Consider the following 20,566-nt stretch of genomic DNA (forward strand, 5'->3'; position numbering starts at 1 on the left):
GCCCTTCATCCTGTTTCGGATCGTCTCAGCGCGCTGGCGTACCTCAACGTGCAAGACGACCGCAGTCAGTCCCTTCGATCCGCAACGACGACCAGGCCTTTGCGCATGAGTTCATCGATCGCCGCAGCGACGAGTTCCGACGCGTCGCCCTGCGGCGGACGACCGAAGTCGGCGACTGCTTGGGCCACCAATTGCTCGAGCGACAGACTCCTGCCGATCCCCAGCCAGATCGAGGGGGCGATGCCGGCGAGTACGTGAAGGACGCCGTCACTGATGACCGCGATGGAGCCATCGGTTGCGATCACGTCGGAGACTGCCCCCCACCTGAACTCCGTCGCGCCGATCTCGATTCCATCCCGATGCGCCGGCGCGATCGGCTGCCACTTACCGCCGATGCTCGGCGGCGCGCCCAGCAACTCGGGTATCAAGGCGGTGAGCGACGTCGCCTCACCGTAGGTCACCTTCCACACACCGCCGACGGCGTCGCAAAGCCTCGCGAGCCGCTGCAATGGCACGTCGAGGTCGGTGATGTAGCTCAGCTGCGGGACGAGGTCGGTGATCGCGTCGATGACTGGCACGCGCGACAGCACGGGCTCGGTTACTCCGGGCTGACGATCGAGCAACACGAGCGCCGCGAGGCGCAACCGATCGTTCGGCAGCTCCAACAGCCCGGCGCGGCGCGGCGAAACCTGTTCTTTGGGGCCGCCCAACCGCACCATCGACAGCGGCTTGCGGTACGCCTGCACAGTGAGGTCGTGGTCAACGGCGACGGTCTCGTCTGAGACGTAGCCGAAGTGCGCACCGAGGGCCGCGCTCAGGGTCGTCTTGCCACGCCCCGACGGGCCGACGAAGGCGACCACGCGGCCGTCGTCCATCGCGACACCCGCGGCATGCATCATGATCAGCTCGCCCCGCTTGTGCTCGAGGGCTGCGTACGTCACGCGAACTGAAAGATATTCGAGCATCGAGACGATCTCGCCATCCGGATCAACCTGGACGACAGCATCGACGGCGCCCGTGGTCGACATCGCCCCGGACCACGCATCCAGCACACGCTCATGCATGTCGTCTGACACATTGGCAGGGAACTGGATACGCACCGTCGCACCGATCGCTGCGACATCGAGATGCTCGGCGGGTACCTGATCGGCCACGCTCAACGATTCGTCTGGATGCTCGCGGAGACTCATGCGTTCATCCTCTCGTGCGGTTACACGGCCCGCGGCCACGTTCGGTATGCGACAATCCGTCCAAGTTACTACAGAGCCGCCGGGGCACCCTGTTGCCGTCAGCCGAACACCGTCCATCGGGGGATCGGCCAGAGATTGGCGACGACCTTGCCGACAACGCCCGCCCGCGATGCCCAGTGCCAACAGTCCTCACGTGCGGAAGGCGAGCGGCACGATACGGCCGAGTCCAGTGAAGCTGACCGATTGTCGCCGAGCACGAGGAAGGAACGGTCAGGCACCGTGACTTCATCGAAGCAACGTGCGGAGCTCGGGGTCGTTGTGCAGTCGAGTGTACCGGCTTCGAACGGGAAATCGTTGTGCACATAGGGCTCATCGAGGGGCCGCCCATCCACGAGGACTGCACCAGAAGTGTTGCAACACTCGACCACCTGACCAGACGATCCGATCACCCGCTTCACGAGTGTGTGTGTTCCTGACGGGCCGAACCCGGTGACCTCGCCGACCCACCGCAGCACCGCTCGGACCGGATCGACCGGTGCCGTGCCGGGGACCTCCCATGCACGGTCTGCATCGAACACGACGATGTCGCCCGTCGTCGGCTCGGATCCCAGATAGGCGAGTCGGTTCACAAGAATTCGGTCGCCGGGCTCGAGGGTCGGCCACATCGACTCGGACGGTACGACGTAGGGTTTTGCGACGAACGTCAGCACCAACCCGACGACGAGGAAGGCGAGCGCCAACTGACCCCAGAAGCCGCCGAGAAGCCGGCGCCAACGAGGTCGAGGTGCGTTGGCGTCAGTCGTCATCCCGCTACCGTACTCGTGACAGGTTCGTTCGTGCGCTGCAGGGTCATCGGCGAGTTCCCGAGGCGACGACACCGACAGTGATCTCGCGGAGGGCACGAGCCGGGCGGCGGAAGAACTCGCCGACGACCTCTCCGCGGGTGGGCGGCCGTCCGAGCCGGTGTGCGAGGTGGTCGACGTTGACGAAGGGGGCGCGGGCGATCACTCGCATCGCCGCCCCGAGGCTCGGCGCTGCCCTCACGCGCGCCCACCACTCGGCGGAGCGGGTGCCTCCCTCGGAGGCGATCTTCCACAGGTGGTAGTCCCGCTCGCCTCGGAACTGATCGAGCTCGCCTGTGGCAGCAGCAAAGGCGACAGGTGCATCGAGGTCGGCAACGAGTGCCCGCATCTGGTCTCGTCGCTCGTCGGTGGCGTCGCGCCAGACAACCTGGACATCGGGCTTGGTGCGCATGGTCGATCGGGCCGCGTTGAGCACGAGCAGCACGGCCTGCGCCGGCAGACTCGGCACGGCGCATCGGATGCCGGCGATTTCTACCTTCTGCCGGTCGGCCCAGAACCGAGCGAATGCGCTCTCGGGGCGGATTCGTATGCCGGGAAAAGAGCGATGAATGTCGACGTAGCCCCACGCGTCATGGAGGTACGTCTGGGCATGACCGAACGGGGAGCCGTACTCGTATGTGCTGTAGAGGCGCCACCCGTGCCGTCGTAGCGCCCGGTCGAGCGCGGCGATGTGTGTTGGCCGCACGAGCACGTCGACATCGCTGCCGGTGTAGCCGCCGGGCCTCAGCGACGGGTCGGCGGCGACACCCTTGATGTGCAGCAGGTCGACGCCCAGATCGTCGGCGACGTCCTGTACCGCCGCATGGCCGAACCGTAGGCGCACCGAGAGTGGCACGTCGATCTGGGATTCGTTCACGCCCGATGCACCACCCCTTCGGTCACCTTATCAAGTCCGGCGAAGCGCCCATGGGAGGAGCGGCCGTGTCCCCTCGATCGTGGCATGCGACCGCGTCGCGGCACGCGTCTGGCACATCCTACGCCTGGATATGGACGAGAAGGACATCCGCGACGCGGTTGTCGCGAGGCACTCGTCACGCCCGCTGCGCCACCTCGTCCATCACCCGGGTGAGGCGGGCGACATGCGCGTCGCGGCCGAAGCCGCGTGCCCATTCGCGAGTCGCGGATGGATCGAGGTCGCGGGCCTGCCTGATCGCGGTCGCAAGATCAGCGGCGGTGGCGGATGCCGCGTGGGAGCCGCTCACCCCGGGGCTGACGGTCTCGAGGTAACCGCCTCGGGCGATCGTCGCGGCGGGCGTTCCCTCGAGGGCGGCCTCGATGACCGTGAGGCCGAAGTCCTCGTGAGCGGCGCCCAGCACGACGGCGGCATGGCCGTACACCCAGCCGAGTTCGGAGTCGCTGAGGCGACCGATCCCGTGCACGCCGTTCCCGGGGTCGTCGAACGCCTCCGAGCCGGCGCCCACGGCGACGATCGGGAGGCCGGCCTCTGACGACGCAGCGATCGCGTGCGGAACGTTCTTGTAGCCGCGTGCTCTGGCCACCACGACGGCGAACTGCTCGGGAAGCGCGCGGGAAGGCGGTGTCGGCGAGGCGGAGACGCGCTCGACGGGCGGACTGATCACGACCGATTCGAGACCGTAGGCCGAACGGATGCGGTCACGCGTCACGAGCGAATTCGCCACGATCGCGTCGGCACGGTGCATGGCCTCGAGGTCACCGCTGCGCAGCAGCGGGGTGCTGAGCGCGAGCCCGGCACGCCGGAACGGGCTGAGCTTCAGTCGGTAGTCGTCGACCGCGTACAGCCATCGCGCCGGGCTGTGCACGTAGACCACGTGGGGGATCTCGTAGTCGAACCGGTGCGCCCAGCCGCTGCTCGAGACGAGTGCGATGTCGCCATCGCCGGTCGACACCGTGGTGCGAGCTGCGATCGACGGGAGCAGCGGCAGCATGCGCTCGACCTGCCCCGTGAACAGGCTCGACAGGCTCGCCCGCACTTCGAGCCGGTCGAAGTCGTCGAACGTCGAGTCGGGCCGGTGCGCGAGCGTCACGAGTGTTCGAGCGTCGAAACCCGCGGCCCAGTGCGCGACGACGCGCTCAGCACCGCCGATCTGCACGAGGTAGTCGTGGGCGAGGACGATTTCTGGCACTGCACACCTTCAACGGATGTTCTGTCTGCGAAAGCTTACCTTCCGGCTTCGTGACCCGGGCAGGAGCCCTGCAGCGCATACGAACTCGAGGAGGGGCGAACACCGCAGCATCCGCCCCCCTTCGCCGCGCCGCCCTCAGGCGTCCATGTCGACGTCTTTCGTCTCCTTCGAGACGATCAGGGCGATGAGCGTGAGCACCGCCATCGCCGAGAGGTAGATGCCGACCCAGAACGGGCTGCCGCCGCCGGCCTGCCAGAGCGCCACCGCGATGAACGGGGCGACCGCGGCGCCGAGGATCGACGAGACGTTGTACGAGATGCCGGAGCCCGTGTAGCGCACGTTCGTCGGGAACAGCTCGGGCAGGAGCGCACCCATCGGACCGAACGTCATGCCCATGAGCGAGAAGCCCACCACGAGCCAGGCCATGACGCCCCAGAACCCGGCGCCGAGCATCGGCACCCAGACGAGACCGAACACGATGATGCCGAGGGTCACCCAGATGAGCGTCTTGCGGCGGCCCCATCGGTCGGCCCACGGGCCCGAGAGCAGGGTGAAGACACCGAAGAACACGACACCGCCGATGAGCATCAGCACGAAGGTGTTGTACGAGTAGCCGAGGCCCGGCAGCGCGCCTTCGGCGGGCTCGACCGCCGCACGTCCGTATGAGAGCGAGAACGTCGTCATCAGGTAGAAGAGCACGTAGGTCGCGAGCATGAAGAAGGTGCCGAGGATGAGCTGCTTCCAGTGGTTCTTGAAGACCTCGCCGAGCGGCAGCTTCTTGAGCTTGCCCTCCTTCGACGCCTTCGAGAACGCGGTCGACTCGACGAGGCGCAGGCGCACCCAGAGACCGACGATCACCATGACCACCGAGAACAGGAACGGGATGCGCCAGCCCCAGTCGAGGAATGCCTGCGACGGCATGGTCGGGTCGTCAGACGGCAGTACCGCCGCGATGATGAGGAAGAGGCCGTTCGCGATGATGAAGCCGATCGGCGCGCCGAGCTGCGGGAACGTGCCGTACCAGGCGCGCTTGCCCTTCGGCGCGTTCTCGGTGGCCACGAGCGCGGCGCCCGACCATTCGCCGCCGAGCGCGAAGCCCTGCGCGATGCGGAGGACGACGAGGAGGAGCGGCGCGAGCCAGCCCACCATCGCGTACGTCGGCAGCAGGCCGATGAGGAACGTCGCGACGCCCATCGTGAGCAGTGCGCCGACGAGGGTGGCCTTGCGGCCGTGCTTGTCGCCGAGGTGGCCGAAGATGACGGCGCCGAGCGGTCGCGCCACCATGGCGGCGCCGAAGACGGCGAACGAGGCGAGGAGCGCCGTCGTCGCGTCGCCGGTCGGGAAGAACAGGTGCGGGAACACGAGCACGGCGGCGGTCGCGTAGACGTAGAAGTCGTAGAACTCGATCGTCGTGCCGATGAGGCTCGCGAGCACGACGCGGCTGCGCGGATTGGCGGGGGTTGCGGGGGCGGCCGTGGCCGCGGTCGATGTTGACATCGTCAGCGAGGACTCCAGATGAATTGAGCGGTGCGCCCGTCTCCGGGCACGTCGGTCTGGCGTCGAGCGGAGTCGGTGGGGTGGAATCGTCACTTGTGGCAACCGACCTAGCCTACGTCGCGAACATCGGTCACCCCCCAGAGCAGGGGGGTTCGTGCGACGAGCGGCGGTATTCGCGCGATGAACGGCGGGTGCGGCTCGCCGGGTGCGGCTCGCGTCGCCTGGAGCGAGTGCATCGAACGACGGATGCCGCGACATCCGCTCATCGTTAGGCTGGCCCCATGGATACCCTGATCAGCATTCTGCATATCGCCGGAGCCGTCTTCATCGTCGGCCCGATGGCGATCCTTCCGATGACCGCGATGCGGGCGGTGCGCGCCGGCAACGGGTCGCAGGTCGCGGTGCTCGCGAAGTCGACGACGATCTTCGCGTGGCTGTCGCTGCTCGTGTTCGTGTTCGGGTTCGGCGCGATGAGCATGGCGCCCGATGAGTTCAACCTCTCGGTCATGACGCCGTGGATCCTCTGGTCGATCATCCTCTACGTCATCGCCTTCGTGCTGGTGCTCTTCGTCGCCGTTCCGTCGATGAAGAAGGCCGCCGAGGCGCTCGGTGCGAGCTCCGAAGCGCAGACGACGAGCTACCCGGCGATCGCCGCGGGCAGCGGCCTCGCGTCGCTGCTGCTGCTCGCCGTCGTCGTGCTCATGGTCTGGAAGCCGTAGAGCCTCCGGTGGTCGAGTAGCGAGCGCCAGTGAGCGTATCGAGACCGGTCGCCTGGTCTCGATACGCTCCTTCGTCGCTACTCGACCAACGGGGCCAGGGGCCGTCGCTACTCGACCACCGACACCGCGCGCAGCGCGCGCACCGTCGCGACGGCGGCCTCGGCCGCCTCGCGACCCTTGTCCTCCTTCGAGCCGGGCAGGCCGGCGCGGTCGAGCCCCTGCTGCTCGTCGTCGAGGGTGAGCAGGCCGAATCCGACGGGCTTGCCGGTGTCGAGTGCGACCCGGGTGAGCCCGTCGGTCGCCGCGGCCGACACGTACTCGAAGTGCGGCGTGCCGCCGCGGATGATCACGCCGAGCGCGACGACCGCGTCGGCCCCTGCTTCGAGCGCCGCCTTCGCGACGACCGGCAGTTCGAAGCTGCCGGGCACGCGAACGAGCGAGAAGTCGGCGCCGGATGCCTCAAGGGTGCGCGTCGCCCCGGCGATCAGACCGTTCGTGATCTCGTCGTGCCAACTGCCGGCGACGATCGTGACCGTCAGGCCGCGGCCGTCGACGTCGAGTGCAGGAGATCCTGCTCCGCTCATGATGGGTGTCCTTCCAGGAGGGTTTCTGCTGCACCGTCGGTGAGCTGCTGGTCGTCGATCGTGTGGCCCATGCGCTGCCGCTTGGTGTCGAGGTAGCCGGTGTTGCCGGTGCCGACCCCGACGACGAGCGGCAGCCGCTCGCTCACCGTGATGCCGTGCGCCTCGAGCTGCCGTACCTTCTCGGGGTTGTTCGTGAGCAGGCGCACCCGGCTGATGCCGAGATCGGTGAGGATGGCGGTCGCGGCGCTGTAGTCGCGTGCGTCGATCGGCAGGCCGAGGGCGAGGTTCGCATCGAGCGTGTCGAGGCCGTCCTCCTGCAGCCGGTAGGCCCGGAGCTTGTTGATGAGGCCGATGCCGCGCCCCTCGTGGCCGCGCAGGTAGACGACCACGCCGCCCTCGCGCTGGATGGTGTCGAGTGCGGCCTCGAGCTGTGGCCCGCACTCGCACTTGAGCGAGCCGAACGCCTCGCCGGTGAGGCACTCGGAGTGCACGCGCACGATGGCGCCGACGCCGCCCTCGGCACAGTCGGCAGCCGGGTCGCCCGCGATGATCGCGACGTGGTCGGCGCCGGTCGCCCGGTCGCGGTAGGCCCGCACGCGGAACTCGCCGTGCTCGGTCGGCAGGGCGGTCTCGACCTCGAAGTCGACCGACGAGCTCTCGGGCACCGCCTCCGCCGGGGGCGTCGCGGCGAGATCGAGGCCCGCGTGGTGCTGCTCGAGCCAGTCGATGAGCGCCGCGACGGTCGTGACCGGCAGCCCGTCGCGTTCGCCGAGTTCGATGAGCCCGGGCAGCCGCATCATCTCGCCGTCGTCGGCGACGATCTCGCCGATGACGCCCACGGGTGCGAGACCCGCGAGTCGCATGAGGTCGACCGCGGCCTCGGTGTGCCCGGCCCGCTCGCGCACGCCGCCGTCGACCGCGCGCAGCGGGATGACGTGCCCGGGGCGGATCAGCCGATCGGGCGTCGCCGTGCGGTCGGCGAGCACGCGCAGGGTGTGCGCGCGGTCGGAGGCCGAGATGCCCGTCGAGGTGCGATCGGCGGCGTCGACCGTGATCGTGTAGGCCGTGCCGCGCGCGTCTTCGCTGCGCTCGGTCATGAGCGGCAGTGCGAGATGATCGGCGAGCGCGTTGGGCATCGGCGCGCAGAGGTAGCCGCTCGTGTTGCGCACCATCCAGGCGATCCACTCCTGCGTCGCGAACTCGGCGGCCATGATGGCGTCGCCCTCGTTCTCGCGGGCCTCGTCGTCGGCGACGATCACGGGCTTTCCGGCTCTGAGGGCTTCGAGCACCTCGGGAATCGTGGCGAGACTCATGCGGCACCTCCGGCCGTCGGCTGCGGCTGCGTGAACTGCGGTGCCGTCGGCTGCGGCGCCGCCGGCGGTTGGGCTGAGAACGGGGCAGCCTGGAACCCGATGACCGAGTTCCCGCGGGCCTCGGGTTCGCGGCCCCAGCCCGGGGCGAATCGCAGCATGCGGGCCACTTGCCGCGCGACGATGTCGGTCTCGATGTTGACGTGGTCGCCGACGACCCGCTCGCCGAGTGTCGTGGCGGTGAGCGTCTCGGGGATGAGCGAGACCTCGAACCACGAGCCGCCCGGCTCGTCGCCGACGGCGCTGACCGTGAGCGAGACGCCGTCGACCGCGATCGAACCCTTGTCGACCACGAGCGGCGCGTGCGCCGGGTCGAGCGAGAAGCGCACGACCCGCCAGGCTTCGCCAGGGCGGATCTCGAGCACCTCCGCGGTGCCGTCGATGTGACCCTGCACGATGTGACCGCCGAGGCGGTCGCCGACGCGGGCCGCGCGTTCGAGGTTCACGGCGAGCCCCTCGCGGGCGGCGTCGAGCGTCGACATCGCGAGGGTCTGGGCCATGACGTCGGCCGTGAAGCGTTCGCCGTCGAACTCGACGACGGTCAGGCACACGCCCGACACGGCGATCGAGTCGCCGTGCGCCACCCCCTTGACGGCGAGCGGGCCGCGCACCGTGAGGCGGGCCGCGTCGGCCGTGCGCTCGACGCGCTCGATCGTGCCGAGTTCCTCGATGATTCCGGTGAACATGTCAGTTCCTCTCAGGGTCGGTGGTCGAGTCGCGCGAAGCGCGTACCGAGACCGGTCTGGCGACGAGCAGCACGTCGTCGCCGAGTCGTTCGACGACCGCGAAGTCGAAGCGCAGGGCCGCGTCGATCGTCGGCACGCCGAGCTCGCCGAGGGCGAGTCGCGGGCCGCCGAGCAGCGCGGGCGCGAGGTAGACGAGCAGTTCGTCGACGAGTCCGGCCGCGATGAAGGCGCTCGCCAGCGTCGGGCCGCCTTCGATGAACAGCGAGCGGATGCCGCGGTGCGCGAGTTCTGCGAGATCGGCGCGCAGATCGGTGCCCTCGAAGAACAGCGGTGCGTGCGGGTGGCGTGAGATCGCGGCATCCGTCGGCACTGCCCGGCGACCGAAGACGACCGGAACCGGCTGTGCCTCGAAGAATTCGCCGCCCGGCGCCCGAGCCGTCAGCGACGGGTCGTCGGCGAAGACGGTGCCCGTGCCGACGGCGATCGCGTGGGCGGCCGAGCGGCGCCGGTGCACGTCGGCTCGGGCGGCCGCTCCGGTGATCCACTGGCTCGTGCCGTCGGCGGCCGCGGCGCGCCCGTCGAGGCTCGCCGCCCACTTCACAGTGACGTGCGGGCGGTGGTTGCGGGCGGCGAACAGCCAGTCGTCGAGCATCGCGGCGACCTCGTCGACGAGCACGCCCTCGGTGACCTCGATGCCGGCGGCCCGCAGGGTCTCGGCGCCGCCCGAGGAGTGCGCGCCGGGGTCGGCGACCGCGAACACGACTCGGCCGACGCCGGCCTCGATGAGCGCGACGGCGCACGGGCCGGTGTGGCCGGTGTGGTTGCAGGGTTCGAGGGTGACGACCGCGGTCGCACCCCGTGCGGCGCCGGGGGCGAGCCGGTCGAGCGCATCGACCTCGGCGTGGGCGGTGCCGACGCCGCGGTGCCAGCCCTCGGCGATGATCTCGCCCGCGGGGGAGACGATGACGCAGCCGACGCGCGGGTTCACGCCCCGTGCCGGGCCGCGGTCGGCGAGTTCGAGCGCGCGGCGCATCGCCGCGACATCCGCTGCTCGTTGCTCTTCGGCACTCATTCGTGCACTCACCCCCCGATCCTGTCTCAGGTCTCCGGGGCGCTGAACGTGGTCGACGGTCGTCGACGATCTCGATCGGCGGCGCACAGGCGCTGCCGACCCGTGCGCCTCCCATCCGGACTTTCACCGTCGGTACCGGAATTCCACCGGATCGACCACGGGTGCGGGGCCTCTCGGCCTCGCGCTCGCAGTTCGCGGACTGTCACCGCCGGTTCGGACTTACACCGACCCCGGAGCACGTATCTCTTACGATTGTAGGTCAACGCCTGCGGTGCCGAGCTATTCCCGGTTGTCGGGCCGGTCGTCGGGCCGGTCGTGCGCGGGGGAGTCGATGAGCGCTCGCGCGGTGCCCTCGTCGACGATGAGGTCGGTGATGAGGTCGGCGGCGAGTGCGCCTCGCAGGCTCGCGAGCTTCGCCCGACCCGACACCACGCAGATGCGCCGGGGCGCACGGCGCAGCACGGCGAAGTCGGGGCCGGTGGCGCGCTCGTTCAGCGAGATGCCGTCGGTCGAGCCGTCGGCGCGGTAGAACACCGTTGCGACGTCGCCCACGGCGCCCTCGCGGGAGAGCCCCGCGTAGTCGGCCGGCTCGAGGTACCCGCCCTGGTAGACGTGGCTCGGCACCTCGGCGAAGGGGGAGCCGACGCCGAAGAGCGCGAGGTCCATGCGCTCCTGCACGTCGAGCAGGCGCCGCGTGCTGCGCTCGCGCCAGAAGGCGCGGCGCGTCTCGGGGTCGTCGAAGAACGCCGGCACCGGGAACTGCTGCACGCGCGCACCGAACGCGTCGCCGAACCGGCGCAGCAGCTCGCTCGCGTAGACGATGCCGGTCGTGCGGCCGTTGCCGGCGCCGTTGAGCTGCACGATCTCGGAGTTGTGCGTGGCCTTCGGCACGAGATGCCGGCTCATCGCGCTCATCGTCGACCCCCACGCGATGCCGATCGTCTGGTTCGAATCGACGAATCGACCGAGAATTCGTGCAGCCGAGAGGGCGACGCGGTCGAGTCGGTCGACGTCGCTCGCATGATCGGGCACGGGAATCACGTGCGCGGCGACCGCGAATCGCTCGAGGATCTCCTGCTCGATGCGGCTCGGCAGGTCGAGCGGGGAGTGGATCGAGATCTCGACGAGCCCGCTGGCCCTGGCGTGGCTCAGCAGGCGTGAGACCGAGGATCGCGAGGTGTGCAGCTCGTGCGCGATGGCATCCATCGTGAGGTCCTGCATGTAGTACAGGTGGGCTGCGCGCAGCGCGTCGCGGGTCTTGCCGGGCACCGATTCGGCGGCGTCCTCGACGGGGAGTGTCGACTGCTCGTTCATCCTGACCATCCTTGCACGTTTGTTCACCCGGCTTGCAAGTTCGTTCTGCCGTGTTCACGATGTATTCATCCACACCAGGCATGCTCGTGCAAGCCGCTGTTCCGCACCCCCGAGAGGACACCGTGTCTCCGCAGCAGATCCCGACCCAGCCCCGCACCGGCGGCGGCGCCGCGAACAGCCATGAGCGAGCGGATGTCGCGGCCATCCGCACCCGGCCGCAGGCCTCCGTGCTCGTCATCGGCGCCGGCATCAACGGCATCGCGACGTTCCGCGACCTCGCGCTGCAGGGCGTCGACGTCGTGCTCGTCGAACGCGGCGACTTCGTCTCCGGGGCATCCGCCGCCTCGTCGCACATGATCCACGGCGGCATCCGCTACCTCGAGAACGGCGAGTTCCGGCTCGTGAAGGAGTCGGTGACCGAACGCAACGCGCTCATCCGCATCGCGCCGCACTACGTGAAGCCGCTCGAGACGACCGTGCCGATCTTCTCGACGTTCTCGGGCATCCTCTCGGCGCCCATGCGGTTCCTCACGCACAAGGCGGGCAAGCCCACCGAACGCGGCGCCGCGCTCATCAAGACCGGCCTGACGATCTACGACGCGTTCTCGCGTGACGGCGGATCGGTGCCGCGCCATCGCTTCCACGGCCGCACCCGTTCGCTCGCCGAGCTGCCGGCGCTGAACCCCGATCTCAAGTACACGGCGACCTACTACGACGCGAGCATGCACGACCCCGAGCGGTTCGCGCTCGACGTGCTGTTCGACGGCGTCGCGGCGGGCGAGCACGCCCGGGCGGCGAACTACCTCGAGGCGATCGGCATGAGCCCCGCGGGAGTGCGCCTGCACGACACCCTCACCGGCGCGGAGTTCGACGTCGCCGCCGACGTCGTCGTGAACACCTCCGGCCCCTGGACCGACCTCACCAACGAAGAGCTCGGCCGCCCCACCGCCTTCATGGGCGGCACGAAGGGCTCGCACATCGTGCTCGACAACGACGAGCTGCTCGCGGCCACCGGCGGCCGCGAGATCTTCTTCGAGCACGAAGACGGCCGCATCGTGCTGATCTACCCGCTGAAGGGCAAGGTCATGGTCGGCACGACCGACCTCGAGCACGACATGCGCGAGCCCGCCGTGTGCACCGAGGCCGAGGTCGACTACTTCTTCGAACTCATCGCGCACGTTTTCCCAGCCGTACCGGTCGACCGTTCGCAGATCGTCTTCCGCTTCTCGGGCGTGCGGCCGCTGCCGCGGCACGACGACGAAGCGCCCGGGTTCGTCTCGCGCGACTACCGCATCGAGCGAGCGGATGTCGCGGCGCGCCCCGGCACGACGCTGCTGAGCCTCGTCGGGGGCAAGTGGACCACGTTCCGGGCGCTCGCCGAGCATCTCTCCGACGAGGTGCTCGCGCTCCTCGGCCGTTCGCGCACGGTCTCGACCGTGGGCCTCGCGATCGGCGGCGGTGCCGGCTACCCGACCACCGACGACGCGCGACGAGTCTGGGCCGTCGCGCACGGCGACGAGATCGGTCGCCTCCGCGCCGACGAACTGCTCGAGCGCTACGGCACCCGTGCCGAGGCGTTCATCGCCTCGATCGCGGGCGAGCGCGACGAACCGCTCGCCCACCACTCGGGGTACAGCCGGAGCGAGGTCGCCTGGCTCACCCGCAACGAGCGGGTCGTGCACCTCATCGACGTCGTGCTGCGCCGCACGAGCCTCGCCTTCACCGGTGCACTGACGGCGCCGCTGCTCGACGAGCTCGCCGAGGTCGTCGGCGCAGAGCTCGGCTGGGACGCCGGGCGCCGGGCCGACGAGATCGCCGCCGCGCGCGAGCTGCTCGCCGAGCGCCACGGCGTCGAGCTCGAGGCATCCGTACTCCGTTGATCGAGTAGCGAGCGCCAGCGAGCGTATCGAGATCCCGTGACGGGGTCTCCATACGGCCCTGGCGGGCCTACTCGACCAGCGGCGCTCGAAACTGCACGCATGTGCACTCGAAAATGCCGTTTCGGTGGCCGACCACTCGATACCGTTTTCCGGGGCCATTGCCCCAAACATGCGAAAGAAGGTCAATGTGGACAATCTCGGAATCGTCTTCCTCTCCGAACTCGTCGGCACGGCGATGCTCGTGCTGCTCGGTTGCGGCGTCGTGGCGAACGTCGCCCTCGCCAAGACGAAGGGTTTCAACGGCGGGTTCCTCATGGTCACGATCGGCTGGGGCCTCGCGGTCTTCGCCGGTGTGATCGTCTCGTACGCCTCCGGCGCGCACCTGAACCCGGCCGTGACGGTCGGTCTCGTGGCCAACGGCGCGACGGAGTTCGGCAACGCGGCGCTCGGCACGACCGTGCCGGTGGGTGTCGTCTCGGTGCTCACCTACATCGGTGCACAGATGCTCGGCGCCTTCCTCGGCGCGGTCTTCGTCTGGCTCGCCTACAAGCAGCACTTCGACGCAGAGCCCGTCGCCGCCAACAAGCTCGGCGTCTTCTCGACCGGCCCGGCGATGCGCGCGTATGGCTGGAACCTCGTGACCGAGTTCATCGGCACCTTCGTGCTGGTCTTCGTCGTGATCGGCTTCGGCGGCGGCCGCCAGGGCGACGGCGGTCTCGCCGCGCTCGGTGCCCTGCCCGTGGCGCTGCTCGTCATCGTCATCGGCGTCTCGCTCGGTGGCCCGACCGGGTATGCGATCAACCCCGCGCGTGACCTCGGCCCGCGCATCGCACACGCCGTGCTGCCGATCAAGGGCAAGGGCGGCAGCGACTGGTCGTACTCGTGGGTGCCGGTCGTCGGCCCGCTGCTCGGCGGCGTCGTCGCGGGCCTGGCGGCGATCCCGCTGCTTCCGCTGCTCACCTGACCCGCGGCATCCACTCTTCCCAATCACCTTTCACTGACAGCAACGGAGTTCTCAGAAATGGCCGACTACATCCTCGCGATCGACCAGGGCACGACCTCGTCGCGCGCGATCATCTTCGACAAGGCCGGATCGATCGTCTCGACCGGCCAGCTCGAGCACGAGCAGATCTTTCCGAAGGCCGGCTGGGTCGAGCACGACCCCGCCGAGATCTGGCGCAACACCGGCGAGGTGATCGGCCAGGCTCTCGGCAAGGTCAACCTCACCCGTCACGACATCGCTGCGGTGGGCATCACGAACCAGCGCGAGACCGCAGTCGTGTGGGACAAGCACACCGGTGAGCCGGTGTACAACGCGATCGTCTGGCAGGACACCCGCACCCAGTCGATCGTCGACCGGCTCGCGGCCGACGGCGGCGTGGAGCGGTTCAAGCAGAAGGTCGGGCTGCCCCTCGCCACGTACTTCTCTGGCACGAAGATCGTGTGGATCCTCGAGAACGTGCCCGGTGCCCGTGAGAAGGCCGAGGCGGGCGACCTCCTGTTCGGCACGACCGACACCTGGGTGCTCTGGAACCTGACCGGTGGCGTCGACGGGGGCGTGCACGCCACGGATGTCACGAACGCGTCGCGCACGATGTTCATGGACCTCGAGACCCTCGCGTGGGACGACGAGATCCTCGCCGCGTTCGGCGTACCGAAGTCGATGCTGCCCGAGATCAAGTCCTCCTCCGAGATCTACGGCACCGCGAACGAGCACTCGCTGCTGCGCGAGACGCCGATCTCGGGCATCCTCGGCGATCAGCAGGCCGCGACCTTCGGCCAGGCGGCGTTCGAGACCGGCGAGGCCAAGAACACCTACGGCACGGGCAACTTCCTGATCTTCAACACGGGTGAGGAGATCGTCCACTCCAAGAACGGGCTGCTCACGACCGTCGGCTTCAAGCTCGGCGACCAGCCCGTGCACTACGCGCTCGAGGGCTCGATCGCGGTCACGGGTTCGCTCATCCAGTGGCTCCGCGACAATCTCGGCCTCATCTCCTCGGCTGCCGAGGTCGAAGAGCTCGCGAAGTCGGTGGAGGACAACGGCGGCGCGTACTTCGTACCCGCGTTCTCGGGCCTGTTCGCGCCGTACTGGCGGCCCGACGCCCGCGGCGCACTCGTCGGCCTCACCCGCTATGTCAACAAGGGCCACATCGCCCGCGCCGCCCTCGAGGCGATCGCGTTCCAGACGCGCGACGTCATCGAGGCCGTGAACGCCGATGCCGGAGTCGACCTCACCGAGCTGCGCGTCGACGGCGGCGCCACCGCCAACGACACCCTGCTGCAGTTCCAGGCTGACATCCTCGGCGTGCCGGTCGTGCGGCCCGTCGTCGCGGAGACCACTGCGCTCGGCGCGGCGTACGCGGCGGGCCTCGCGGTCGGCTTCTGGTCGAGCCTCGACGAGCTGCGCGCCAACTGGCAGGAGGACAAGCGCTGGACCCCGTCGATGGACGAAGCCGAGCGCGCACGCCTCGACCGCAACTGGAAGAAGGCCGTCACGAAGACCCTCGACTGGGTCGACGAAGACGTCTCCTGATCGTGCGCCGCGGTCGGTGATGGGGGCGACTCATCGCCATACGGCGACACGATGACGGGGCGATCGACCGTACCGAAGGTACGGTTGACGAGTGGGCCGGGTGCATGGGGGTGCGCCCGGCCCCTTCTCGTGCTCGCGCGCTGGGCCTGGGTCAGTCGGCCCGGCCCGGTGCGAGCAGGGGCGCCAGCAGCGCCGGCAGTTCGGTGAGGGACGCGATCTCGAGCACAGCGGATGCCGCGGCTCCCGCTCGCTCGACGGTGACGCCGCCGCGATTCAGCCACACCCCGGTGAGCCCGGCCGCCGCTGCGCCGACGGCGTCGGTCTCGAAGCGGTCGCCGATGTACGCAGCACGCCCGACCGGCGCATCGGCGGCGAACCGCTCGAGCGCGACGCGGAAGATCTCGGCGTCGGGCTTCGTGACACCGACCTCGCCCGAGGCGATGACGTGTTCGAAGCGGTCGCTGACGCCGAGCCGCTCGAGCTTGGCGAGCTGGAAGCCGAGTTCGCCGTTGGTGATGATGCCGAACCTGGCTCGGGGCAGAGCCCGGGTGAGCGCGTCGATCGCGGGCAGCGCGTCGTCGTGCAGCGACCACGAGTCGCGGTAGCGCTCGAAGTAGCGGTCGAACCAGGCACCGGCCGAGAGTTCGTCGAGTTCGTCGCCGTGCGCGATCGCGAAGTCGCGGGCGCGCGCCCGGCGCTGGCCCTCGAAGGTCAGGCGGCCGGCGAGGTACGAGTGGTAGTGCTGCTCTTCGAGGTCGTGCCAGAGGTCGGATGCCGCGCCGACATCGCCGACGTATGCCAGCTCTCGCATGTGCAGTGCGATGCCGGCGCGCACGGCCGCGCGATGGGCCATGAGGGTGTCGTCGAGATCGAACAGCACGAGGGGCGCGGGGGCGTCGACCTCGACCGGGCCGCTCATGTCGCGTTTCCGAGCAGGGGCTCCCAACTCGCGAACGCGTCGGGTTCGACCTCGGCGCGGCGCTCGGCGTGCCAGGCCGGAATCGGACTGCCGTCGCGCGCGGGCACCGTGGCGATGCGCGGTGCGATGCGCCGGAATCCTGCGGCACGCGCGACCTTGGCCGACGCGACGTTGCCCTCGTTCGCACGCCAGAGCACGAACTCGGCGTCGGGCACACCGCCGCTGAGGGTCCATTCGCACACCGCCGAGACGGCTTCAGCCATGAACGCCTCGCCGCGGTGCTCGGCGCCGAGCCAGTACCCGATCTCGTTGCCGCGGCGCAGCCCGACGACGCCGAGCAGGGGCGCGCCGGCCTCGCGCCGGAGAGCCCACGTCAACTCGTCTTCCGAGGCCCACGCCTCGGGCACGTACTCCACGAGGAACGCCCGTGCATGCTCGACGGTGTACGGCCACGGCGTCGTGAGGTACTTCAGGAACAACGGGTCGGTGCAGTAGTGCGCCACGAGCTCGGTGTCGGCCTCGACGGGGAGGTCGAGCACGAGGCGTTCGGTGCTGAGCGTGACGGGCTGCATGATCAGCGTGCGCGCCGGAGGAAGCCGATGCGGTCGTAGACCGTGGCGAGGGTGGTCTCGGCGACCGCGCTCGCCCGGTCGGCGTTGACGCCGAGCAGGCGGTCGAGTTCGGTCGGGTCGTCGAGCAGCTCGAGGGCGCGCGCGCGGATCGGTTCGAACTCGCCCACGACGACCTCGGCGAGCGCCTTCTTGAAGTCGCCGTAGCCGCGGCCGGCGAACTCCTGCTCGATGTCGGTGATCGTGCGACCCGAGAGCACCGAGAAGATCGTGAGCAGGTTCGAGACGCCCGGCTTGTGCTCACGGTCGAAGCGCACCTCGCCGTCGGTGTCGGTCACGGCGCGCATGATCTTCTTCACGGTGACCGCGGGCTCGTCGAGCAGCCACAGGATGCCGGCCGGGGTCTCGCCCGACTTCGACATCTTCGACGTCGGGTTCTGCAGGTCGTAGATGCGGGCCGTCGCGCGCTGGATCGCCGGCTCGGGCAGCACGAAGGTGTCGGCGCCGAAGCGCGCGTTGAACCTCGCGGCGAGGTCGCGGGTCAGCTCGACGTGCTGCTTCTGGTCGTCGCCGACGGGCACGATCTCGGTCTGGTACAGCAGGATGTCGGCGGCCATGAGCACGGGGTAGGCGAAGAGGCCCACGCTCGTGGCGTCGGCGCCCTGCTTCTGCGACTTGTCTTTGAACTGCGTCATGCGCCCGGCCTCGCCGAACCCGGTGATGGTGTTCAGCACCCAGGCGAGCTCGGCGTGCGCGGGCACGTGCGACTGCACGTAGAGCGTCGAGCTCGAGGGGTCGATGCCGGCCGCGATGTACTGCGCGGCCGTGCGCCGGGTCTTCTCGCGCAGTTCGGCCGGGTCTTGCGCCACGGTGATGGCGTGCATGTCGACGACCGAGAAGAAGGCGTCGTGCGTCGACTGCAACTCCTTCCACTGCAGGAGCGCGCCGATGTAGTTGCCGGCGTGCAGGGAGTCGGCCGAGGGCTGCATGCCCGAGTAGAGGCGGGGTTTCTGCGTCATGGTGATCCTTCGAAATGCCCGTCGCGTGCGGCGGAGAGAGTGGGTCAGATGGCGTAGTCGACGACCACGGGGGCGTGGTCGGACCATCGTGCATCCCACGCATCGGCCCGGTCGATCGTGTACGAGACGGCCGTCTCGGCGAGCGCCGGGGTCGCCAGCTGGTAGTCGATGCGCCAGCCCGTGTCGGTGTCGAACGCCTTGCCGCGCTGCGACCACCAGGTGTACGGGCCGTCGACCTCGCCGGCGAAACGGCGGCCCAGGTCGATCCAACCGAGCCCGCCGCCCGCGTTGTAGTCGTCGTCGCCCTCTGCACCGACGAAGCGGTCGAAGTAGGCGCGCTCTTCGGGCAGGAAGCCGGCGCGCTTCACATTGCCCTTCCAGTTCTTGATGTCGAGCGTGCGGTGCCCGACGTTCAGATCGCCCACGATCACCGCGAGCGGTGCGTGCTCGGCGAGCCGCGGCATCCGCTCGATCATCGCATCGAGGAATTTGTACTTCTCGACCTGTTTCGGGGTGTCGACCACGCCGGAGTGCACGTAGGCCGAGACGACCGTGACGACGCGGTCGCCCACCTCGTAGTCGGCCTCGAGCCAGCGGCCGGCGCTGTCGAAGTCGGCCGCGCCGAGTTCGACGCGGTGGATGCTCGCGCGGTTGCGGCTCGCGATCGCGACCCCCGCGCGGCCCTTGGCGGTCGCGGGGTCGTGCAGGATGTCCCATTCGTCGCCGAGCAGGCCCTGCAGGTCTTCGGTCGAGGCGCGCACCTCTTGCATCGCGAGGATGTCGACCTCGCGCCCGGCGAGCCATTCGCCCATGCCCTTGCGGAATGCGGCGCGCACTCCGTTGACGTTGACGCTGGCCAGACGGAGGGGCTTCGCAGAGGGCATGGATCGATCCTACGGGAGGCCGCCGACACCGTGCCGACGCCCTCCGGTGCTCGCTACTCGACCACCGTCACGGTCGCCTCGAGGTCGGCGAGCCGCTGCTCGGCCTTCGCGAGCCGCCGCCTGGCGGCGAACCCCTCGAACCAGTTGGCCGCCTCGACCTCGGCCCGAGCCTCGCGAACCCGCACGCGCGCGGCCGTCACGAGCGCACGTTGTTCGCGGTCGCGCTGCTCGGCGGCGAGCTGCTCTGGCGTCACCATGCGCAGCGTCTCGTGGGCGTCCGACGCCTCGACGGCGATCCAGCTCGCAGCAACCAGGATGACGATGCTCGTGATGCGGAACCAGAGGAGCAGACCGATGAACACCGTGAAGGTGGCGAGCAGCGGGTTCGTGCTCGAGCGCGAGAGCAGTGCGCCGCCGAGCACCTGCAGCACCGAGAGTGCGGCCGAGCCGAGCAGCGATCCGACCCACATGCGGTGCCACGGCATCGCGGCACCCGAGAGGAACCGGAACAGCACGGCGAGCGCGAGGGTGTCGATCACGAAGACGACGAGCAGCGAGCCGCCCTGCACGAGGAACTCCGACCAGACCGAGCCGCGCGCGAGCCCCACCACCTGCGAGAGCCAGTCGAGGAACGAGGTGGTCGCGACCGAGAGCACCGTCGCGAGGAGGAGGATCGCGCCGAAGCCGAACCCCGCGAGGAAGTCGCGAGCCTTCAGCAGCACGTAGGCACGGCGGTCTTTCGGGAGGCCGAAGATGCTGCGCACCGCCATGCGCGAGTAGGTGATCCATCCGATCGCCGTCCAGATCAAGCCCGCCAGCGCGATAGCGCCGGTCCAGCCGAAGAGGCTCGTGCTGGCGGATGCGATCTGCACGAGGTCGTCGGTGGTCATGATGGCGCCGTCGTCGTCTCCGACGAGACCCGGCGCGTAGGTGTTGAGCAGGGCCACGAAGGCGTCGAGGGTCGCCGAGTTGCTCGTCAGCCAGACGCCGAAGACGGCGAACACGACGTAGACCGCGGCGAAGAGGGCGAAGAGGGCCTGATAGCTCATGCCCGACGAGAGGATGAAGCCGTTGCGGTCGAGGAAGTGCCGCCAGACCCGCACGGGGAACAGGGCGAGCGTCTTCTGCGTGAGCGAGCTGACCTTGCTGATCGGCTCTTCGAGACGGTCGCGGATCGGTTGGCTCAGCGCGTCGAGTCGTTCGCGAGTCGTCGGCTGCTGCTCCTCGAGTCCGAGCGGGTCCCGGCCGACACGCTCGTCGAAGGTCTCCCCATGGTGCTCAGGGGTGCCCGGCCCGCGCTCGCTCATCACTCCAACACTAGCGATCTGAGGGTACGGCAGACGGTTCGGGATGCCGCGG

At 69.3% G+C, this 20,566-nt stretch carries 19 protein-coding genes and 1 riboswitch; of the genes, 4 read left to right on the plus strand and 15 right to left on the minus strand.

Annotated features, from left to right (window positions below; genetic code table 11):
* Positions 1 to 65: 65 nt before the first annotated feature.
* The 5 genes from ACWGST_RS03365 to ACWGST_RS03385 all read right to left on the minus strand — a co-directional run bounded on the left by ACWGST_RS03365 (position 66) and on the right by ACWGST_RS03385 (position 5,655).
* Positions 66 to 1,190 (minus strand): hypothetical protein, encoded by a 1,125-nt coding sequence (locus tag ACWGST_RS03365; RefSeq protein ID WP_452045230.1) that lies wholly within the window; start codon positions 1,188 to 1,190, stop codon positions 66 to 68.
* A gap of 98 nt (positions 1,191 to 1,288) precedes the next feature.
* On the minus strand, positions 1,289 to 1,996 hold the full coding sequence (gene lepB, locus ACWGST_RS03370; RefSeq protein WP_452045231.1) for a signal peptidase I: 708 nt from the start codon (positions 1,994 to 1,996) through the stop codon (positions 1,289 to 1,291).
* A 43-nt stretch (positions 1,997 to 2,039) separates the two neighbouring features.
* Positions 2,040 to 2,909 (minus strand): nucleotidyltransferase family protein, encoded by an 870-nt coding sequence (locus ACWGST_RS03375; RefSeq protein WP_452045232.1) that lies wholly within the window; start codon positions 2,907 to 2,909, stop codon positions 2,040 to 2,042.
* 175 nt (positions 2,910 to 3,084) lie between these two features.
* Positions 3,085 to 4,158 (minus strand): glycosyltransferase, encoded by a 1,074-nt coding sequence (locus ACWGST_RS03380; RefSeq protein ID WP_452045233.1) that lies wholly within the window; start codon positions 4,156 to 4,158, stop codon positions 3,085 to 3,087.
* A gap of 135 nt (positions 4,159 to 4,293) precedes the next feature.
* Positions 4,294 to 5,655: an MFS transporter gene (locus tag ACWGST_RS03385; protein ID WP_452045234.1), complete on the minus strand. Its 1,362-nt coding sequence runs from the start codon at positions 5,653 to 5,655 to the stop codon at positions 4,294 to 4,296.
* Between the two features lie 281 nt (positions 5,656 to 5,936).
* Between ACWGST_RS03385 and ACWGST_RS03390 the strand changes: the two genes are divergently transcribed.
* On the plus strand, positions 5,937 to 6,374 hold the full coding sequence (locus ACWGST_RS03390) for a DUF2269 family protein (RefSeq protein ID WP_452045235.1): 438 nt from the start codon (positions 5,937 to 5,939) through the stop codon (positions 6,372 to 6,374).
* Positions 6,375 to 6,481: 107 nt separating this feature from the next.
* Here ACWGST_RS03390 and ribH read toward each other — a convergent pair whose 3' ends face one another.
* From ribH to ACWGST_RS03415, 5 genes are all read right to left on the minus strand, one after another.
* Positions 6,482 to 6,958 carry a 6,7-dimethyl-8-ribityllumazine synthase gene (gene ribH / locus ACWGST_RS03395; RefSeq protein WP_452045236.1) on the minus strand — a complete coding sequence of 159 codons (477 nt, stop codon included), beginning with the start codon at positions 6,956 to 6,958 and terminating at the stop codon, positions 6,482 to 6,484.
* On the minus strand, positions 6,955 to 8,271 hold the full coding sequence (gene ribA, locus ACWGST_RS03400) for a GTP cyclohydrolase II (RefSeq protein WP_452045237.1): 1,317 nt from the start codon (positions 8,269 to 8,271) through the stop codon (positions 6,955 to 6,957). The genes ribH and ribA overlap by 4 nt, the downstream gene beginning before the upstream one ends.
* Complete coding sequence (locus tag ACWGST_RS03405) at positions 8,268 to 9,014, minus strand: riboflavin synthase (RefSeq protein WP_452045238.1); 747 nt, start codon at positions 9,012 to 9,014, stop codon at positions 8,268 to 8,270. The genes ribA and ACWGST_RS03405 overlap by 4 nt, the downstream gene beginning before the upstream one ends.
* A gap of 1 nt (position 9,015) precedes the next feature.
* Positions 9,016 to 10,086, minus strand: a complete 1,071-nt coding sequence (ribD, locus tag ACWGST_RS03410) for a bifunctional diaminohydroxyphosphoribosylaminopyrimidine deaminase/5-amino-6-(5-phosphoribosylamino)uracil reductase RibD (protein ID WP_452045361.1) — start codon at positions 10,084 to 10,086, stop codon at positions 9,016 to 9,018.
* Between the two features lie 99 nt (positions 10,087 to 10,185).
* A riboswitch (FMN riboswitch) is annotated at positions 10,186 to 10,328 on the minus strand.
* Positions 10,329 to 10,365: 37 nt separating this feature from the next.
* Positions 10,366 to 11,400: a sugar-binding transcriptional regulator gene (locus ACWGST_RS03415; protein WP_452045239.1), complete on the minus strand. Its 1,035-nt coding sequence runs from the start codon at positions 11,398 to 11,400 to the stop codon at positions 10,366 to 10,368.
* A gap of 80 nt (positions 11,401 to 11,480) precedes the next feature.
* On the opposite strand from ACWGST_RS03415, the gene ACWGST_RS03420 reads away from it, so the two are divergent.
* The 3 genes from ACWGST_RS03420 to glpK all read left to right on the plus strand — a co-directional run bounded on the left by ACWGST_RS03420 (position 11,481) and on the right by glpK (position 15,816).
* On the plus strand, positions 11,481 to 13,280 hold the full coding sequence (locus ACWGST_RS03420) for an FAD-dependent oxidoreductase (RefSeq protein WP_452045240.1): 1,800 nt from the start codon (positions 11,481 to 11,483) through the stop codon (positions 13,278 to 13,280).
* 169 nt (positions 13,281 to 13,449) lie between these two features.
* On the plus strand, positions 13,450 to 14,244 hold the full coding sequence (locus tag ACWGST_RS03425) for an MIP/aquaporin family protein (protein WP_452045241.1): 795 nt from the start codon (positions 13,450 to 13,452) through the stop codon (positions 14,242 to 14,244).
* Positions 14,245 to 14,301: 57 nt separating this feature from the next.
* A complete protein-coding gene (glpK, locus tag ACWGST_RS03430) occupies positions 14,302 to 15,816 on the plus strand; it encodes a glycerol kinase GlpK (RefSeq protein WP_452045242.1) in 1,515 nt (504 codons plus the stop codon).
* 151 nt (positions 15,817 to 15,967) lie between these two features.
* Here the strand turns inward: glpK and ACWGST_RS03435 are convergent, their stop codons facing one another.
* The 5 genes from ACWGST_RS03435 to ACWGST_RS03455 are packed head-to-tail and all read right to left on the minus strand — an operon-like array spanning position 15,968 to position 20,514.
* Positions 15,968 to 16,735 carry an HAD family hydrolase gene (locus ACWGST_RS03435; RefSeq protein ID WP_452045243.1) on the minus strand — a complete coding sequence of 256 codons (768 nt, stop codon included), beginning with the start codon at positions 16,733 to 16,735 and terminating at the stop codon, positions 15,968 to 15,970.
* Entirely contained in the window at positions 16,732 to 17,307 is a 576-nt protein-coding gene (locus ACWGST_RS03440; RefSeq protein WP_452045244.1) for a GNAT family N-acetyltransferase, read from the minus strand. The genes ACWGST_RS03435 and ACWGST_RS03440 overlap by 4 nt, the downstream gene beginning before the upstream one ends.
* 2 nt (positions 17,308 to 17,309) lie before the next feature.
* Positions 17,310 to 18,323: a tryptophan--tRNA ligase gene (gene trpS / locus ACWGST_RS03445; RefSeq protein ID WP_452045245.1), complete on the minus strand. Its 1,014-nt coding sequence runs from the start codon at positions 18,321 to 18,323 to the stop codon at positions 17,310 to 17,312.
* Between the two features lie 44 nt (positions 18,324 to 18,367).
* On the minus strand, positions 18,368 to 19,207 hold the full coding sequence (locus ACWGST_RS03450; protein WP_452045246.1) for an exodeoxyribonuclease III: 840 nt from the start codon (positions 19,205 to 19,207) through the stop codon (positions 18,368 to 18,370).
* A gap of 53 nt (positions 19,208 to 19,260) precedes the next feature.
* Entirely contained in the window at positions 19,261 to 20,514 is a 1,254-nt protein-coding gene (locus tag ACWGST_RS03455; protein WP_452045247.1) for a YhjD/YihY/BrkB family envelope integrity protein, read from the minus strand.
* Positions 20,515 to 20,566: the final 52 nt, after the last annotated feature.

It is taken from the genome of Agromyces sp. NPDC055520 (genome assembly GCF_053619715.1).

Bases quoted from the DNA above. Each gene is read 5' to 3' on its own strand.
- ACWGST_RS03365 (WP_452045230.1), bottom strand. From the start codon at position 1,190: ATGAGTCTCCGCGAGCATCCAGACGAATCGTTGAGCGTGGCCGATCAG.
- ACWGST_RS03435 (WP_452045243.1), bottom strand. From the start codon at position 16,735: ATGAGCGGCCCGGTCGAGGTCGACGCCCCCGCGCCCCTCGTGCTGTTC.
- ACWGST_RS03420 (WP_452045240.1), top strand. From the start codon at position 11,481: ATGCTCGTGCAAGCCGCTGTTCCGCACCCCCGAGAGGACACCGTGTCT.
- ribA (WP_452045237.1), bottom strand. From the start codon at position 8,271: ATGAGTCTCGCCACGATTCCCGAGGTGCTCGAAGCCCTCAGAGCCGGA.
- lepB (WP_452045231.1), bottom strand. From the start codon at position 1,996: ATGACGACTGACGCCAACGCACCTCGACCTCGTTGGCGCCGGCTTCTC.
- ACWGST_RS03450 (WP_452045246.1), bottom strand. From the start codon at position 19,207: ATGCCCTCTGCGAAGCCCCTCCGTCTGGCCAGCGTCAACGTCAACGGA.
- glpK (WP_452045242.1), top strand. From the start codon at position 14,302: ATGGCCGACTACATCCTCGCGATCGACCAGGGCACGACCTCGTCGCGC.
- ACWGST_RS03425 (WP_452045241.1), top strand. From the start codon at position 13,450: ATGCGAAAGAAGGTCAATGTGGACAATCTCGGAATCGTCTTCCTCTCC.
- ACWGST_RS03455 (WP_452045247.1), bottom strand. From the start codon at position 20,514: ATGAGCGAGCGCGGGCCGGGCACCCCTGAGCACCATGGGGAGACCTTC.
- ACWGST_RS03385 (WP_452045234.1), bottom strand. From the start codon at position 5,655: ATGTCAACATCGACCGCGGCCACGGCCGCCCCCGCAACCCCCGCCAAT.
- ACWGST_RS03440 (WP_452045244.1), bottom strand. From the start codon at position 17,307: ATGCAGCCCGTCACGCTCAGCACCGAACGCCTCGTGCTCGACCTCCCC.
- ACWGST_RS03415 (WP_452045239.1), bottom strand. From the start codon at position 11,400: ATGAACGAGCAGTCGACACTCCCCGTCGAGGACGCCGCCGAATCGGTG.
- ACWGST_RS03405 (WP_452045238.1), bottom strand. From the start codon at position 9,014: ATGTTCACCGGAATCATCGAGGAACTCGGCACGATCGAGCGCGTCGAG.
- ACWGST_RS03390 (WP_452045235.1), top strand. From the start codon at position 5,937: ATGGATACCCTGATCAGCATTCTGCATATCGCCGGAGCCGTCTTCATC.
- ribH (WP_452045236.1), bottom strand. From the start codon at position 6,958: ATGAGCGGAGCAGGATCTCCTGCACTCGACGTCGACGGCCGCGGCCTG.
- trpS (WP_452045245.1), bottom strand. From the start codon at position 18,323: ATGACGCAGAAACCCCGCCTCTACTCGGGCATGCAGCCCTCGGCCGAC.
- ribD (WP_452045361.1), bottom strand. From the start codon at position 10,086: ATGAGTGCCGAAGAGCAACGAGCAGCGGATGTCGCGGCGATGCGCCGC.